The organism is Janthinobacterium agaricidamnosum NBRC 102515 = DSM 9628, from assembly GCF_000723165.1.
Taxonomy (GTDB): domain Bacteria; phylum Pseudomonadota; class Gammaproteobacteria; order Burkholderiales; family Burkholderiaceae_D; genus Janthinobacterium; species Janthinobacterium agaricidamnosum.
This window is the reverse complement of the sequence record NZ_HG322949.1, coordinates 5,495,411-5,511,751: the sequence shown is the minus strand read 5'-3', so window position 1 is coordinate 5,511,751 and position 16,341 is coordinate 5,495,411. Positions and strand designations below refer to the sequence as shown.

The 16,341-nt window shown below is 61.7% G+C and carries 16 protein-coding genes; 13 read left to right on the top strand and 3 right to left on the bottom strand.

Going from position 1 to position 16,341, the window contains the following annotated elements:
* Window positions 1-172: 172 nt before the first annotated feature.
* From GJA_RS23860 to GJA_RS23845, 4 genes are all read left to right on the top strand, one after another.
* On the top strand, window positions 173-976 hold the full coding sequence (locus tag GJA_RS23860; protein WP_242404618.1) for a creatininase family protein: 804 nt from the start codon (window positions 173-175) through the stop codon (window positions 974-976).
* Between the two features lie 21 nt (window positions 977-997).
* The gene (locus tag GJA_RS23855) at window positions 998-2,263 is read left to right on the top strand and encodes a YncE family protein (protein WP_038497435.1); all 1,266 of its coding nucleotides are present in this window, start codon (window positions 998-1,000) and stop codon (window positions 2,261-2,263) included.
* A gap of 40 nt (window positions 2,264-2,303) precedes the next feature.
* Window positions 2,304-2,840: a DUF3455 domain-containing protein gene (locus GJA_RS23850; protein WP_038497432.1), complete on the top strand. Its 537-nt coding sequence runs from the start codon at window positions 2,304-2,306 to the stop codon at window positions 2,838-2,840.
* Between the two features lie 147 nt (window positions 2,841-2,987).
* Window positions 2,988-3,815: an oxidoreductase gene (locus GJA_RS23845; RefSeq protein WP_038497429.1), complete on the top strand. Its 828-nt coding sequence runs from the start codon at window positions 2,988-2,990 to the stop codon at window positions 3,813-3,815.
* A gap of 42 nt (window positions 3,816-3,857) precedes the next feature.
* Here the strand turns inward: GJA_RS23845 and GJA_RS23840 are convergent, their stop codons facing one another.
* Both GJA_RS23840 and GJA_RS23835 read right to left on the bottom strand, forming a co-directional pair.
* Window positions 3,858-4,829: a LysR family transcriptional regulator gene (locus tag GJA_RS23840; protein ID WP_081905551.1), complete on the bottom strand. Its 972-nt coding sequence runs from the start codon at window positions 4,827-4,829 to the stop codon at window positions 3,858-3,860.
* Between the two features lie 75 nt (window positions 4,830-4,904).
* Window positions 4,905-5,804 (bottom strand): LysR family transcriptional regulator, encoded by a 900-nt coding sequence (locus tag GJA_RS23835; protein ID WP_038497426.1) that lies wholly within the window; start codon window positions 5,802-5,804, stop codon window positions 4,905-4,907.
* 134 nt (window positions 5,805-5,938) lie between these two features.
* On the opposite strand from GJA_RS23835, the gene GJA_RS28025 reads away from it, so the two are divergent.
* From GJA_RS28025 to GJA_RS23820, 3 genes are all read left to right on the top strand, one after another.
* On the top strand, window positions 5,939-6,391 hold the full coding sequence (locus tag GJA_RS28025; RefSeq protein ID WP_051781289.1) for a nuclear transport factor 2 family protein: 453 nt from the start codon (window positions 5,939-5,941) through the stop codon (window positions 6,389-6,391).
* Window positions 6,384-6,635: a hypothetical protein gene (locus tag GJA_RS23825; RefSeq protein ID WP_038497423.1), complete on the top strand. Its 252-nt coding sequence runs from the start codon at window positions 6,384-6,386 to the stop codon at window positions 6,633-6,635. Before GJA_RS28025 ends, GJA_RS23825 begins: the two co-directional genes overlap by 8 nt.
* Before the next feature lie 159 nt (window positions 6,636-6,794).
* On the top strand, window positions 6,795-7,871 hold the full coding sequence (locus GJA_RS23820; protein WP_038497420.1) for an aldose epimerase family protein: 1,077 nt from the start codon (window positions 6,795-6,797) through the stop codon (window positions 7,869-7,871).
* Between the two features lie 19 nt (window positions 7,872-7,890).
* On the opposite strand, the gene GJA_RS23815 is transcribed toward GJA_RS23820, so the two are convergent.
* Window positions 7,891-9,117 (bottom strand): DUF6445 family protein, encoded by a 1,227-nt coding sequence (locus GJA_RS23815; RefSeq protein ID WP_038497418.1) that lies wholly within the window; start codon window positions 9,115-9,117, stop codon window positions 7,891-7,893.
* Between the two features lie 321 nt (window positions 9,118-9,438).
* Here GJA_RS23815 and GJA_RS23810 point away from each other — a divergent pair, with 321 nt between their 5' ends.
* The 6 genes from GJA_RS23810 to GJA_RS23785 all read left to right on the top strand — a co-directional run bounded on the left by GJA_RS23810 (window position 9,439) and on the right by GJA_RS23785 (window position 16,331).
* Window positions 9,439-10,485, top strand: coding sequence for a LacI family DNA-binding transcriptional regulator (locus tag GJA_RS23810; protein WP_051781288.1), 1,047 nt, complete (start codon window positions 9,439-9,441; stop codon window positions 10,483-10,485).
* Between the two features lie 44 nt (window positions 10,486-10,529).
* On the top strand, window positions 10,530-12,017 hold the full coding sequence (locus GJA_RS23805; RefSeq protein WP_038497415.1) for a sugar ABC transporter ATP-binding protein: 1,488 nt from the start codon (window positions 10,530-10,532) through the stop codon (window positions 12,015-12,017).
* The gene (locus GJA_RS23800; protein ID WP_038497412.1) at window positions 11,998-13,002 is read left to right on the top strand and encodes an ABC transporter permease; all 1,005 of its coding nucleotides are present in this window, start codon (window positions 11,998-12,000) and stop codon (window positions 13,000-13,002) included. Before GJA_RS23805 ends, GJA_RS23800 begins: the two co-directional genes overlap by 20 nt.
* Window positions 13,003-13,060: 58 nt before the next feature.
* Entirely contained in the window at window positions 13,061-14,026 is a 966-nt protein-coding gene (locus tag GJA_RS23795) for a substrate-binding domain-containing protein (RefSeq protein WP_038497409.1), read from the top strand.
* A gap of 68 nt (window positions 14,027-14,094) precedes the next feature.
* Window positions 14,095-15,150, top strand: coding sequence for a sugar phosphate isomerase/epimerase family protein (locus GJA_RS23790; protein WP_038497406.1), 1,056 nt, complete (start codon window positions 14,095-14,097; stop codon window positions 15,148-15,150).
* Between the two features lie 23 nt (window positions 15,151-15,173).
* The gene (locus GJA_RS23785; RefSeq protein ID WP_038497403.1) at window positions 15,174-16,331 is read left to right on the top strand and encodes a Gfo/Idh/MocA family protein; all 1,158 of its coding nucleotides are present in this window, start codon (window positions 15,174-15,176) and stop codon (window positions 16,329-16,331) included.
* The last annotated feature ends 10 nt before the right edge of the window (window positions 16,332-16,341 follow it).

The window sequence follows — 16,341 nt, the reverse complement described above, 5'->3', positions numbered from 1 at the left end:
TTCAGGCATACTCTCACTCTGACTTCGGCACGCTGGAGGAAGATGAATACGGCCGATATTGATGGAGCAATGTGATGCAAGCGAGATGCGCTAAATTGAGTGGACCGGGCCGATGATGGCGCGGTCTTGTGTATCGTCCCTGTTGGTTTCGTCCCTGTTGGCCGGCATGGCCATGACGGTGTCGCTGGCTCCCGGGCTGGCTGTGGCGGCCGAGCACGGTCCTTCCGCCAGCGTGGTGCTGGAAGAGCTGACCAGCACCGAGTTGCGCGGCCGGATCGAGCATGGCGCCACCACGGTGCTGGTCCCGATCGGCGGCGTCGAGCAGAGCGGCCCGTATATCGCGCTCGGCAAGCATAATGTGCGCGCCGCCGTGCTGGCCAAGATGATTGCCCAAAAACTGGGCAACACCATCGTCGCGCCTGTCGTGTCGTATGTCCCGGAAGGCAGCATCAAGCCGCCGGCCGGCCACATGCGTTTTGCCGGCACCATTTCGATACCCGAATCCGCCTTCGAGGCGCTGCTGGAAGGCACCGCCGCCAGCCTGCGCCAGCATGGCTTCCGCGACATCATCTTCATCGGCGACCATGGCGGTTACCAGAAGAGCGAAGTGCGGGTGGCGCAAAAGCTGAACCACGCGTGGGCCGCCGACCCGTCCGCGCGCGCCTACGCCTTGCTCGATTATTACGACATCACCCAGACCGCGTTTGTCGAGGACTTGAAGAAGCGCGGCTACAGCAACGCCGAAATCGGCCTGCACGCGGGACTGGCCGACGCCTCGCTGATGCTGGCCACCGATGCCTCGCTGGTGCGCAGCGAGGCGCTGGCCCGCGGTCCCAGGCCGACGCCGCAGGAGGGCGTGCGCGGCGACGCCACCCGCGCCAGCGCCGAGCTGGGCCAGCTGGGGGTGCGCCACATCGTCGATACCTCGGTGGCCGCGATCAATGCGCTGCTGCGCGACCATCACCGTTCAAATTAAACGCACTACTAGATAAACATCATGATAAAACTGACTTACCGCGCCCGTTCCTTCGCCGGCCTTTCGATCCTGGCGCTGGCCGGCATGGGCCTGACCGGCCACGTGATCGGCGCCGCCCCGGCCGCCTCGGGCACACCTGCCGCGGCTTATAATCCGCTGCCCGGCATGCCGCCGCTGGCCGATCCGCAAAACGTCTACGGCGGCATCGGCCCGTCGCACCTGAGCCCGGTGGTCAAGGACCATCTGGCGCGCATCTACGTGCCGAACCTGCGCTCCAACGATGTCTACGTGATCGACCCGGCCACTTTGAAAGTGGTCGACAAGTTCAAGGTCGGCAGCGGGCCGCAGCACGTGGTGCCGGCGTGGGATTTGCGCACGCTGTGGGTGGCGAACAATGCCGAGCGCACCAATAACGGCAGCCTGACGCCGGTCAATCCGCTGACTGGCAAGCCGGGCAAGGAAGTGCCGGTCGACGATCCGTACAATATGTATTTCACGCCGGACGGCAAGTCGGCCATCGTGGTCGCCGAAGCGCGCCACCGCCTCGATTTCCGCGATCCGCACACCATGGCGATGCAGTATTCGATCGATGCGCCATCGTGCGGCGGCATCAACCACGCGGACTTTTCGACCGATGGCCGCTACGCCATCTTCACCTGCGAATTCGACGGCACCATCGCCAAGATCGACCTGGTCGGGCGCAAGGTGGCCGGCTACCTGAAATTGAAGATGCCGGCCACCCGCTTTGCCGCATCGGCGCCGGTCGGCGGCCCGGCCAATGAAATTTGCAGCTCCACCAAGGGCATGCCGCAAGACATACGCATTTCGCCGGACGGCAGGAAGTTCTATGTCGCCGACATGGAAGCGGATGGCGTGCACGTGATCGACGGCGAGGCGCTGAAGGAGATCGGCTTCATCCAGACCGGCGTCGGCACGCACGGCATCTACCCTAGCCGCGACGGCAAGAAACTGTATGTGGCCAATCGCGGCACCCACCTGATCCACGGCAAGCGGCTCGGCAAGGGCAGCGTCAGCGTGATCGATTTCGCGACCGACAAGGTGGTGTCGCAATGGCCGATTCCCGGCGGCGGCAGCCCGGACATGGGCAATGTCAGCGCCGACGGCAAATACCTGTGGCTGTCCGGCCGTTTCGACGATGTGGTGTACCGCATCGACACGTCCAGCGGCGCGGTGAACCAGGTGCGGGTCGGCCAGGAACCGCACGGCTTGACGGTATGGCCGCAGCCGGGCCGTTATTCGCTGGGCCATACCGGCAACTTGCGTTAACAAGTACTTTGATCGTCGTACCCTCACACCAGGAAGTGACATGAACATACGCATTCTCTCCGGCGCCGCACTGGTCGCCGTGTTGTCAGGCTGTGCCACGGCCACCGCCAGCTTCCCGCCAGTCAGCGTGCCGGATGCGCTGCAGGCGCCGGCCGGTCACAAGCTGTCGCTGGAAGTCAACGGCACCGGCGTGCAGATTTATGTCTGCAGCCCGGCCAAGGCCAATCCGGCGCAAACCGAATGGGCTTTCAAGGCGCCCGAGGCGACGCTGACCGATGCGGCCGGCGTGGTCGTCGGCAAGCACTATGCCGGTCCGACCTGGGAAGGCAAGGACGGCAGCAAGGTGGTTGGCGAGGTCAAGGCCAAGCATGACGATCCGGCCGGCAAGGCGATTCCATGGCTGCTGCTGTCGGCCAAGTCGGCCAGCGGCGATGGCGTATTCAGCCGCGTCACGTTCATCCAGCGCCTGGCGACCGAAGCCGGCAACGCGCCCGCCGATGGCTGCACGGCGGCGGACCTGGGCAAGGAAGCGCGGGTGCCGTACAAGGCGCTGTACCGCTTCTACGTCGCGTCCTGATACTGATACGCGCTTGAATCAAGCGGCCGCCAGGTCCGATTAGCGCAACTTATCAAGCAGCGCAGTTTTTCGAATTGGCCGGCGCCGCTGGCGGCGCGCAAAATACTCTTCATGGCAGTTCCACTGATCAAAGAGGAGTATTGAAAAATGCGTACATGGTTGATTACTGGCGTCAGCAGCGGCTTTGGCCGCGCGGTGGCGCAAGCGGCATTGGAGCAGGGCGACCAGGTGGTCGGCACCTTGCGCTCGGAAGGCGAACGCGCCGCATTCGACAGCCTGGTTCCCGGCCGTTCGCACGGCGTGCTGCTCGACGTCGGCAACGACGCCGACGTCGAGCGGGTGGTGGCCAACGTTGAACAGGAAGTCGGCGCGATCGACGTGCTGCTCAATAACGCCGGCTACGGTTTTGAAAGCACCATCGAAGAAGCGACGATGGACGATGTGCGGGCCCAGTTTGCGGTCAACGTGTTCGGCGCGGTGGCGGTGATCAAGGCGGTCTTGCCGGGCATGCGCCAGCGGCGTTCCGGCCATATCCTGAATGTCACGTCGATGGGCGGCCTGGTGACGTTCCCCGGCATCGGCGTCTACCACGGCAGCAAGTTCGCGCTGGAAGGCATCAGCGAATCGCTGGCCAAGGAAGTGGCGCAATTCGGCATCAAGGTCACGGCGGTGGCGCCGGGCGCGTTCCGTACTGAATGGGCCGGCCGTTCGTTGAAGCGCAACACCACCCATATCGGCGATTACGATCCGGTGCTGGCGCCGGTGCGGCTGGCGCGCCGCGAACGCGACGGCAAGCAGGCCGGCGATCCGCAAAAAGCCGCCGCCGCGATCCTGGCCGCGGTCGCCGCCGAAGCGCCGCCGGTGCACCTGCTGCTGGGGCCCGACGCCGTGTCCTTCGTGCGCACCAGGCTGGCCGGCCTGGGTGCTGAAATCGACCAGTGGGAAACCCTCAGCAGCGGCACCAACTTCGACTGATGCGATGAACCACAGCCATTCCGGGCTGTGTCGCGGTCGTGTTCAGATTCCGGAAGACGGCGCCGGCGACAGCGCTGGCGGCGGCGCCCGATTGAAGCTGGCGTCTTGCGCCAGCTGGCTGCGGCGGCCTTCTTCGACGGCGATGCCGATGAATTCCAGGATCAGCGGGTCGGCCTGGTCGCTGCGTGAAAACACATGCACGGCCAGCGACTGCATGTCGCAGATTTCGCGGCAGACCATGCCGGCCGGCAGGTTGGCAAACACGTAGGCGGCGCCCAGCATCACGCCCATGCCCTGGTTGACCAGCGAGATGCCGACCTGCGATTGCGAGGTCTGGTAGACGAAGTTGGGAGTGAACCCGTGCTGGCGGCAATCGGCCAGCAAGTTGTCGTACAGCACGGTGTTGACCGAGCGTTCAAAGATGATCAGGCGTTCGCCGGCCAGGTCGTCGGTACGCAGTTTTTTCAGCCTGGCCAGGCGGTGGTCGGCCCGCATCAGCAGCGTCCATTTCGATTGCAATACCGGCTGCGCCTGCAAGCTGCCATCGGCCGGCAGCGGCGCCAGCATGACGCCGAAACCGATATCGATCTGTTTTCTTTGCAGCGCTTCCATCTGTTTCAGCGTGTCCATTTCATGGCGCGCCACCGACAGCTCGGGATACACCGCCTGCAGCCGCATCAGCGCCGGCGGTACGAATGGCAGGTTGGTGTATTCCACCAGGCCGATGGCGATCCGGTAGTCGCGGTTCAGCGCCGCTTCGCGGGTCTTGCGCACCGCGCAATTCAGTTGATTGAACATCCGTTCGAGCTGGTCGCGCAGCACCACGCCGGCCGGCGTCAGCTGCACCGTGCGGCCGCGCGTCAGCAGCGGCACGCCGATGGTTTCTTCGAGCTTGTTGATTTGCTGGCTGAGCGCGGACTGGGTGACGAACGCCAGGTCGGCCGCCCTGCGGAAGTGCAGTTCCGTGGCCAGGATGGAAAAGTACCGTAGTTGCCGTAATTCGATGCCCCGCATGATGTCGCTCTCCTGCCGTATTTGGGCAAGAGTATAGCCGCACTGGCGATTTCCGTTTTGGCATGCCGGATGCTGTCAGGTTTCTCCGCGGCTCATCAAATCGGCGAGCCAGTCGACCAGTACCCGCACCCGGCGCGACAATTGCCGGTGGTGCGGGTACATGATGGAAACCGGCATCGGCGCGGGCCGGAATTCCGGCAGCACTTCTTGCAATCTGCCATCTGCCAACTGGTCTGCGATGTGGTAGCGCGGCGCCTGGATCAAGCCCAGGTTATCGATGCAACATTTTTCATAGGCTTCGGCGGTGTTGACCGCGACCCGCCCCTGCATCATCACCTCACGCTCTTTGCCATCGACCAGGAATTCGAATGGCAAGATCTTGCCGCTGACGGAAGAAAAGAAATTCACCGCCTGGTGTTGTTGCAAATCGTCCAGCGTGCGCGGCACGCCCATCTTTTTCAGGTAGGCGCTGCCGGCGCACGTCACCTGGGTCAGCGACGCGACCTTGCGCGCCACCAGGCTCGATTCGCGCAACTGGCCGACTCGCAGCACGCAGTCGATGCCTTCGCGTACCAGGTCGACGGCGCGGTCGCCGAGGCCGATTTCCAGCTCGATGTCCGGATAGCTTGCCAGGAATTGCGGCAAATGCGGCATCACGAAATGCATCGCCAGCGTACCCTGGAAATCGACCCGCAGTCGTCCCTTGGGACTGGCGGCGCTGCTGTCGAAGGCCGTTTCAGCCTCTTCCAGGTCGGCCATCAATTGCAGGCAGCGCGCGTAATAGGCGCTGCCGTCCAGCGTCGCGCTGACGTGGCGCGTGGTGCGCTGCAGCAGGCGCACGCCGAGCCGCGTTTCCAGTTGCTGGATCACATGCGTCACGGTGGCGCGCGGCATGCCCAGGTCATTCGCCGCCTTGGTGAAGCTGCCCAGTTCCACGATGCGGGTAAACAGACGCATGGCGTCGAAACGGTCCATTTTTGCCTTGATTGTTAGTGTTGATGGAATAGTGATGGCAATTTAAGCATATTTATCCAAATAAATATAGATGACAAGATGCTGCTACTGACACCCTGACACCAGTGAGTCCTATTCCTCCGGAGCTTTTTGTGATGCAAGATAGCCCTTATTTCGCCGCCATCGCCGTCGCCGGCATTTCGCTGGCCGCCTGTGCCGCCGGCACCCCTGCCCATCATTCGGCCATGAAAAATATTTCCGCACCAGTCATTGCCAAGGTCAAGGACCAGGCCACTGTCGACGCTTACCTGGCAGCCGTCAACGGCAACCGTTTGCCGGATTTCCTGAGCCTGTTTACCGGCGATGGCCTGGTCAACGACTGGGGCTCGCGCTACCGTGGCCCGCAAGAAATCACCAAGTGGAGCAACCGCGAATTCATCGGCGTGCAAGTGTCGCTGAAGGTAAGCGCGGTCAGCCAGGATGGCAATCAGATCGCCATCGACGCCCAGGTCGGCGGCAAGGGTTTTAATGGCCCGAGCCGTTTTGTGCTGCTGCTGGATGGCGCCAGTATCAAGGAAATGCGCATCACCGGCGGTCCCCATGCATAGCGTCAAAGTGATCGCCGGCGGCTTGCTGCTGCTGGCTTTGCTGAGCGCGGGCCGCGGCTGGCTGGCGCCACGCAGTGGCCCGGGCACGCTGCTGGCCGTGTTCAGCGTGGCATGGCTGGGCGCCAGCATCCTGAACCTGGTGCTGGGCATGCGCGCCGGTTATGGCTTTTCGGAAGAGTTGCCGTTTTTCTTGCTGGTATTTTGCGTGCCGATGACGTCGGCGTTGCTGTGGTGTAAGCAGTAGGCGGCACAGGTCGGGGATCTTTTCTCACGCTCCGTGGTGGCGCAGCCATGCTGGTTTATGATGTCAATAGATACACGAAGATTGTCGGCGATTCCAGCATGCCAGTACTTGCCGACAGCGCCGGCGTCGCTGACATAAAAAAATCAGAGGAGACTTGCCTTGACTGCAGCAGCATTGGGTATCACCCGGGCTTCTTTCGGCCAATTGCCGGACGGTAGCCGCGTGAATCTGTACACGCTGGTCAATCGCCAGGGTTTGTGTATCAAGATTACCGATTTTGGCGGCATCATCACGGAAATCCATGCGCCTGGCAGGGATGGCAAGTGTGCCGATGTGATCCTGGGTTTCGATGAATTACAACCTTACCTGGAGGATTCGTCATTCTTTGGCGCGCTGGTCGGGCGGGTCGGCAACCGTATCGCCGCCGGCCGCTTCGATATTGACGGTCAGGCTTACCAGCTTGAACTGAATAATGGCGTGAATCATTTGCATGGCGGCAGCACCGGTTTCAGCAAACGGCTGTGGCAAAGCAGCACCTTTCACAACACCCGATCGGTCGGACTGACGCTGGTGCTGGACAGCGCCGATGGCGACCAGGGCTACCCCGGCAAGCTGCATGCCACGGTCATCTACGAACTAAGCGAACGCAATGAACTGTTCATCAAATACCATGCGGTGACCGACCGCGCCACGCCTGTCAACCTGACCAGCCATGCGTATTTCAATTTGGCCGGTGCTGGCGCCGGCGATATATCGGACCATCTGCTGACGATCAATGCCGACGCCTACACGCCGACCGACAGTCTGCAAATTCCGACCGGCGAGCTGGCGCCGGTGTCCGGTACACCCTTCGATTTCCGCAATCCGCATGCGATCGGCGCGCGCATCGGGCAGGATGACCGGCAACTGGCTTACGGCGCCGGTTATGACCATAATTACGTGATCAATCAGGCGGAGCACAAGCAGATGAGCCTGGCTGCGCGGGTGCTGGAGCCGCGGTCGGGGCGGGTGCTGGAAGTGTTTACGCAAGAGCCCGGCGTACAGTTTTATAGCGGTAATTTCCTCGATGGTTCGCTGACCGGCAAGGGCTGGAATTATGGCCGGCGCAGCGGTTTTTGCCTGGAAACCCAGCACTTCCCGGATGCGCCGAATCATCCTGCATTCCCCGACATCATCTTGAGGCCGGGCCAGGAATACACCACGGTATCGGTCTACAAGTTTTCAGTGCAAGAATGAGCGTCGCCTGATAAAACGTTCAGGGCTCTACTTCAAAGAAGAATAATTGCACCAGCCGGCCATTGTCCGGCGTATTGCCAAATACATTGCTGATCGAATGGAAATGATGGCCGCGATACACGATCAGGCGGTTATGCCGCATCGGTATTTCGACCAGCGCTTGCCATGCATCGCGCTGTTGTTGCAAGTCGTTGAATTTCTGCACTTGGGCATTCGGCAGCCATTTCTTTTGGAAATCCTTGAAGCTCGGATAACCGGCTTGCTTCACTTCGGATTCGGGCGGACGCCGCTGCCAGCCGCTGGGCTTGTGGCGCCAGAACGTGGTGCCGCCCTGGCATTGTTCGGGAGGATTCAGGTACAGCACGCCGGCATAAACATTGAAGTTGTCGCCGCTTTCGTTATCGACGTGAATGTCGGTGCGCGCCACCGCGTCGGCGTAACTGATGCGGTAGGAACCGTTGTCGGGCGACATGCATTTGACGGTACGGCCCAAGGCATTCGCGATGCGCTGCATGATGGATTCGCAGTCAGTCCCTTCGGTTTGCTGGCCCGGATAATTCTGGCCGGCATAACGTTGCTGATGGTAGTGCAGGTCCAGCGCTGCCGCGCGGTATGCGGCCGGATCCGGCAGGAAATCATCGATGATCGCCAAGCCGATTTCTTCGCTGAACGCTTGCAGCGCCGCTTGATCGGCCAGCGCCGTTTGCGGCACCTCGGCCAGCGACAGGATGCGGGTTTTTTCCGGTGTGCCGGCATCCGGCCGGGCATACGCGATGCGGCAATGCTGTCCCAGTTGCGGATGCAGGGCCAGGCCTTGACGGTAACGCTGGCGCGCCAATGCCAGCTGGCCGGTGCGGTAATACAATTGCGCCAGGCCTTGCAGGTTTTGCCAGCGTTGCGGACGCAACACATGGGCGCGTTCCAGTTCGGCGATGCTTTCCGGCAGATGTTTTAATTGAAGCAAAGTTTCGGCATGGACGATGGCAAAATCGTGATCGTCCGGCACCAGCTGGGCCGCGCGCTGGAACGAAAGCAGCGCGGTTGCCGGATCGCTATCGCGCAATGCATTGCCGAGGTTGAAATGAAAAGTGCCATTGCCGGGCGCCTGTTTGATCGACAGCTTCAGCAAGCCGAGTCCGATGGCGCGCTGGCCCAGTTGCAACATCGCCAGCCCCTGGAAATGCTGCGCCTCGACCAGTTCCGGCGCCAGCTTGCAGGCCGCCTGATAGGCATTGATGGCGTCCATCAATTGACCGCTCCGATGCGCTTGTTGCCCGGATTGCAGCAATTGCCGGGCTTGCTCAGCCGGAGCGACGGCGCTGGAATGAGGCGGTGCCGTTTGCGTGGACAGCCTGCGCTTTTTCTCACCCATAATGTTTACCCATAAACTTTATCCATCAGCGTGCTTCGTGAAGCTGCCATCTTAATCGGGCTTTAGTGTAAAGCAGAGTGTAAATCCGTGCCGGCCATATATTTCTTCTTACTGCGCTGCAACATCAACAGTGCTTGCATCGCGGACCATCCTGGCTTATAAATGTAATCGATTACATTTTGGGTTTGTCACATTATGCAGCCAGCCGTTCCTCCCCATACCCCATCTGCGACGTCCGCCACCCCCGAGCCGTCGGTGTCGATCAGCGCTGTCGCGGCCCGCGCCGGCGTGTCGGTGGCCACTGTCTCGCGCGTGATGAACCAGCAGAGCGGCGTGCGGCCCGCCACGCGCGACAAGGTGCTGGTCGCTGTGGAGGCGCTTGGTTACCGCATGAATCATCTGGCGCGCAGTTTGCGCACCGCCGAAAGCCGCATGCTGCTGACCATGGTGCCTGACGTCGGCAACCCTTTTTATGCGCAAATCGTGCGCGGCATCGATACCGTGGCGCGCGAGCATGGCTATTTCGTGTTGTTGTGCGACACGGGCGCGGATGAGGGCCGCGAGCGTTCCTATTTCGATTTATTGCGCATGCGCCGCGCCGATGGCGCGATCTGCCTCGATCCGGACACCATCCAGCATGCGTTGGCGCATGAGGCGGCCAGCTTGCCGTGGGTCGCGTGCTGCGAATTCGATCCGTCGGTGGCGGTGCCGTATGTCGGCATCGACAACCGGCGCGCCGCCTTCGATGCGGTCGGCCATTTGCTGGAACGGGGCCATACGCGTATCGGCCTGATCAATTCCGATGAGCGTTATGCGTATGCGCGGCAACGGCGCTACGGTTACCTGGCGGCGCTGAACGGCGCCGGCCTGGAAGCGCGCGCGCAATGGCGGCGCACCGTGCAAAGCCTGGACTACGCGGCGGGCGCCAGGGCGGTGCTGGAAATCATGGCGCAGCCAGACCCGCCGACGGCGATTTTCGCCGTCTCGGACACACTGGCGATCGGCGTGCTGAACGGCTTGCGCCAGCTCGGCAAGCGGGTGCCGGAAGATGTGGCGGTGATCGGTTTCGACGATATCGCGATCGCCGCGCACATCGACCCGGGCCTGTCGACGATTGCGCAACCGATGCGCGCGCTGGGCGAAACGGCGGCGCGGCTGCTGCTGCAACGGCTGGCCGATCCGACCGCGGTGGTGCCGGGCGTCTTGCTGGAGCATCAATTGGTGTTGCGGGGAAGTACTTGATCATGAGAAATCAACCATGAGGAATCAACCATGAGGTCGCAGCGATGAGCGTTGCCGTCAGCTTCCAGAATATCTGCAAGGATTTCGGACCGGTGCGGGTCTTGCACGGCGTCAGTTTCGATTTGGCGCCGGGGCGGGTCTACGGTTTGCTGGGCGAGAACGGCGCGGGCAAGTCGACGCTGATGAAGATCCTGGCCGGCTATGAAGTCGTCAGCGACGGCCAGTTGCTGATCGATGGGCAGGCCCGGCGGTTCAGCAGTTCGCGCGCCGCCGAGGCGTGCGGCATCGTGCTGATCCACCAGGAATTCAATCTGGCCGAGCATTTGACGATCGCTCAAAACATATTCCTGGGCCATGAAAAGCGCAAGGGCTGGCTGCTCGACGACGCGGCGATGCGCAGCGAGGCGGCCCGTTATCTGCAGCAAGTCGGCCTGGATGCCAGCCCGGATACCAAGGTGCGCCAGTTGATCGTGGCCGAGAAGCAATTAGTGGAAATCGCCAAGGCGCTGTCGCGCAAGGCGCGTTTCCTGATCATGGATGAGCCGACCGCCACGCTGACCTCGGCGGAAACCCGGCGCCTGTTCGCGCTGATGGCGCAATTGAAGGCCGATGGCGCGACGATTTTATATATTTCGCATAAGCTCGATGAAGTCGAACGCCATACCGATGAAGTGATCGTCATGCGCGACGGCCGGTTTATCACCCGCGAAGCGACGGCCGGCCTGAGCCGCCAGCAAATGGCGAATTTGATGGTCGGGCGCGAATTGTCGGATATGTTTCCGCCGAAAACCGTGCCCTCCGTTGACGCGCCGGTGCTGCTGAAAGTCGACGGGCTGACGGTGCCGGGTTGGAGCAAGGATGTGTCGTTTGAGGTGCGCGCCGGAGAAATCCTCGGCTTTGCCGGCCTGGTCGGCGCCGGCCGCACCGAATCGTTCGAAGCGTTGCTCGGTTTGCGTCCGCGCAGCGGCGGCACGATCACGCTCAATGGCAAGCCGGTCGACGTGCGCAATCCGCGCCAGGCGATGCGCAACGGCATGACTTACCTCAGCGAAGACCGCAAGGGCAAGGGCTTGCATGTGAACCTGGGCTTGCGCGAGAATCTGACCTTGCTGACCATGGAGCGTTACGCCCATCCGTGGCTGGATCTGAAGGCGGAAAAACAGGCGCTGGCCACGGCGGTCGACGCGTTTCATATCCGCACCCGCGACCTGGACAGCAAGGCGCGCATGTTATCCGGCGGCAATCAGCAAAAATTGGCATTGGCCAAGTTCTTGCACTCGCATCCGCAAGTCATCATGCTCGACGAACCGACCCGTGGCGTCGACGTCGGCGCCAAGCGCGACATTTATTTCCTGATCCACAGCCTGGCCGCGCAAGGCCGTGCGGTGATCGTGATTTCATCCGAATTGATCGAATTGATCGGCTTGTGCCACCGCGTCGCGGTGATGCGCAGCGGCACTTTGCAAACCACGCTCGGTATCGAGCACCTGACCGAAGAGGAGTTGATTGCCCATGCAACCGGCACGCACTGAAACCACATCATTGACTACCCTGTTCGGCCGATTGAAGGGCGTGGGGCCGTTGCTGGGGCTGATCGCCCTGTGCATCGCCGGGACCTTGCTCAATAGCGACTTTGCCACCGTCGACAATATGATGAATGTGCTGACGCGCACCGCCTTCATCGGCATCATCGCGGTCGGCATGACGTTCGTGATTATTTCCGGCGGCATCGATTTATCGGTCGGCTCGATGGCGGCGCTGATCGCCGGCTGCATGATTTATTTCATGAACAAACTGATGATGGGTTTTGGCGGCGTCATGCTGGTGCCGCTGACCATCGTGGTGCTGGGCATCGCCATGGCCATCGTGCTGGGCGCCGCATTCGGCCTGGTGCATGGCTTGTTGATTACCAAAGGTAATATCGAACCATTTATCGTCACGCTGGGCACGCTGGGCATTTTCCGCGCCTTCCTGACCTACCTGGCCGATGGCGGCGCGCTGACGCTGGACGGCACGCTGTCCGACCTGTACAGCCCGGTGTATTACGCGACCGTGCTGGGCATGCCGATACCGATCTGGATTTTTCTGCTGGTGGCGCTGGCCGGCGCGGTGATCTTGAACCGCACCGCCTTCGGCCGCCATGTGCAGGCGATCGGTTCCAACGAACAAGTGTCGCGCTACGCGGCGATCCATGTCGACCTGGTCAAGATGTCGACCTATATGCTGCTGGGGATTTGCGTCGGCATCGCCACCGTGCTGTACGTGCCGCGTCTCGGTTCGGCGACCCCGACCACCGGCCTGCTGTGGGAACTGGAAGCGATCGCCGCCGTGGTGGTCGGCGGCACCGCGCTGAAGGGCGGCGAGGGCCGCATCATCGGCACCGTCATCGGCGCGATCCTGTTGTCGGTGATTAGCAATATCCTGAACTTGACCAGCATCATCAGCGTGTACTTGAATGCGGCGGTGCAAGGCATCGTCATCATCGGCGTGGCGTTCTTGCAGCGCGGCAGGAAATAATAGTTTTATAAAAGGGCGCCGACTGAGAAACGGCGCCCATCACCTGGAGAGGAGCACCATGAAAAGCATTACCCGAATAGTTGGCGCCGGTGTATTGGCAATAAGCGCGGTGTCGGTGCAGGCGGCCACTGCGGCAAGTGACAAGCTGGTGGTTGGCGTGGCGATTCCAACCGCCACCCACAGCTTTACGTCCGGCATCGTCTGGTGGGCCAATCAAGCCAAGGCTGAACTGGAAAAAGCCCATCCCGGTCTGAAAATTATCGTCAAGACGGCCGCCACCGCACCGGAACAGGCGAACCAGCTGCAGGATATGCTGACCGTCAACAAGATCAATACGCTGGTGATTTTCCCGATCGAATCGGCGTCGCTGACCCAGCCGGTGGCGCAAGTCAAAAACAAGGGCGTCTATGTGACGGTGGTCGACCGTGGCTTGACCAATACCGAAGCGCAAGACGCGTATATCGCGGGCGACAATACCGCCTTCGGCAAATTACCAGCGGAATACCTGGCCAAGGCCATGAATGGCAAGGGCAATATCGTGGTGTTGCGCGGCATGCCGACTACGCTCGACAATGAACGCTACGATGCCTTCAGCGCCGTGATGAAAGCCAATCCGGGCATCAAGGTGCTCGATGCGAAATACGGTAACTGGAACCGCGACGATGCGTTCAAGGTGATGCAGGATTACCTGACCCGCTTCAAGCACATCGACGCCGTGTGGGCGGCCGACGACGACATGGCGATCGGCGTGCAAAAAGCCATTGCGCAAGCCAGGCGCAGCGACATCAAGCAAGTGTTCGGCGGCGCCGGCGCCAAGGGCGCGGTCAAGAAAATCATCGATGGTTCCGATCCGCTGATCACGGCCGATGTATCGTATTCGCCGAAGTTCATGTACGACGCGATCAAGTTGACCACCGAAGCGCGCTTGAAAGGCGCCAAGCTGCCGGCCAATACCATCATTCCATCGGTGCTGATCACGCGTGACAACGCCAAGCAATTCTATTTCCCTGATTCACCGTTTTAAACCCGCGCGGGGACACCGGCTGTTGCCGCGCTGTGTCCCCGTCTTTGCCAGATTACAAGGAAACTGCCATGAAAACCATCCAGGGCCCGGCCATTTTTCTCGCCCAATTCATTGGCGACGAGCTTCCTTTCGATCAGCTCGAACACTTGGCCGACTGGGCCGCCGGGCTCGGTTACCAGGGTATCCAGCTGCCGACCGATCCGCGCCTGTTCGATTTGGCGACGGCCGCGGCCAGCCAGGCGTATTGCGACGACATCGGCGCCATGCTCGACAAGCGCGGCTTGCAAATTAGCGAACTGTCGACCCATTTGCAGGGCCAGCTGATCGCCGTGCATCCCGCGTACGATGCGCTGTTCGATAACTTTGCCGCAGCGCCTGTGCGCGGCAATCCGGCCGCGCGCAGCGCCTGGGCCACCGAACAACTGCTGCATGCCGCCAGCGCCTCCAGGCGGCTGGGCTTGTCCGCCCACGTGACGTTTTCCGGCGCGCTGGCCTGGCCGTATCTGTATCCATGGCCGCAACGGCCGGCCGGCCTGGTCGAGACCGCGTTCGCCGAACTGGGCCAGCGCTGGCTGCCGATACTCGATGCATTCGACGATGCCGGCGTCGACCTGTGCTACGAGTTGCATCCGGGCGAAGACTTGCACGATGGGGTGACCTTCGAGCGTTTCCTCGACGCCGTCGGCCAGCATCCGCGCGCCAGCATTTTGTACGACCCCAGCCATTTCCTGCTGCAACAGCTCGATTATCTGGACTTCATCGATATCTACCATCAGCGCATCAAGGCTTTCCACGTCAAGGATGCGGAATTCCGGCCGAATGGGCGGCAGGGTGTGTATGGCGGTTTTTCGGACTGGCAAGACCGGGCCGGCCGTTTCCGCTCGCTGGGCGATGGGCAAATCGACTTCGGCGCGATTTTCTCGAAGATGGCGCAATACAATTTTCCAGGCTGGGCGGTGCTGGAATGGGAATGCTGCCTGAAACATCCGCAAGACGGCGCGGCCGAGGGCGCGGAATTTATTCGCCGCCACATCATCCGCGTGGCCGAACGTGCCTTCGACGATTTCGCCGGCAGCGGGGTACAACAAGAACAGATCAATCAATTGCTGGGCCTGTCAGGCTGAGCAACAATCGAGCGGGAGCGCAGATGCAACGACGTTTAAGATTAGGCATGGTGGGCGGCGGTCTAGGGGCCTTCATCGGTTCGGTGCACCGGATTGCGGCACGGCTGGACGACCACTACGAATTGGTGGCCGGCGCGCTATCGAGCGACCCGGTGCGGGCCGAGGCCAGCGCGCGCGACGTGCGCATCGCAGCAGAGCGCAGTTACAACGATTACCGGCTGATGGCGCAAGCGGAAGCCGCGCGTGACGACGGCATCGACGTGGTGGTCATCGTCACGCCGAATCATTTGCATGCGCCGGTCGCCACCGCTTTCCTGGAAGCGGGCATCCACGTGATTTGCGACAAGCCGCTGGGCATTTCGCTGGCCGAAGGAAAACAGCTGGCGGCCTTGGCGCGGCGCCGGAACAAGCTGTTCGCGCTGACCCATACCTACACCGGTTACCCGATGGTGCGCCACGCCAAGGCGATGGTCGAGGCTGGCGAGATCGGCGAATTGCGGCTGGTGCAAGTCGAGTATGCGCAAGACTGGCTGGCCGCATCAATCGGCCGTGCCGACACGGGAGCCGAACACAACTGGCATAACGATCCGCTGCGCGCCGGACCGGGCGGCACCTTGTCCGATGTCGGCACGCATGCCTATCATTTGGCGCAATTTGTCAGCGGCCAGTTGCCGACCCAATTGCTGGCGGAATTGAATACCTTCGTTCCCGGCCGTCCGATCGATGATCATGTGCAAGTCATGCTGCGTTACGCCAATGGCGCGCGCGGCACCTTGTGGGCCAGCCAGGTCGCCACCGGCTGCGAAAACACGGTGCGCCTGCGTTTATATGGCAGCAAGGCGCAGCTTGATTTTAACCAGGAAAAACCAACCGAATTGTGGTTCACGCCACAGGGCGGCAATCCGCAGCGCTTGTCGCCGGGCCGGGTCGGCAGCGCCGCCGCCGCGCATGCGACGCGGATGGCGGCCGGCCATCCGGAAGGGTATCTGGAAGCGTTCGCGCAATTGTATGTCGATGCCGCACAGCACATCATTGCGCTCGACGCCGGTCTGCCGATTCCGCCCGCAGCGCGCTGGCTGCCGACCGTCGACGATGGCGTGGCCGGCATGGCCTTCATCGATGCGGTATTGTCCAGCCATCAACACGATGGCCGCTGGACCGATTTGCCGCCAGTGTCGTGAGGCTTGTTAC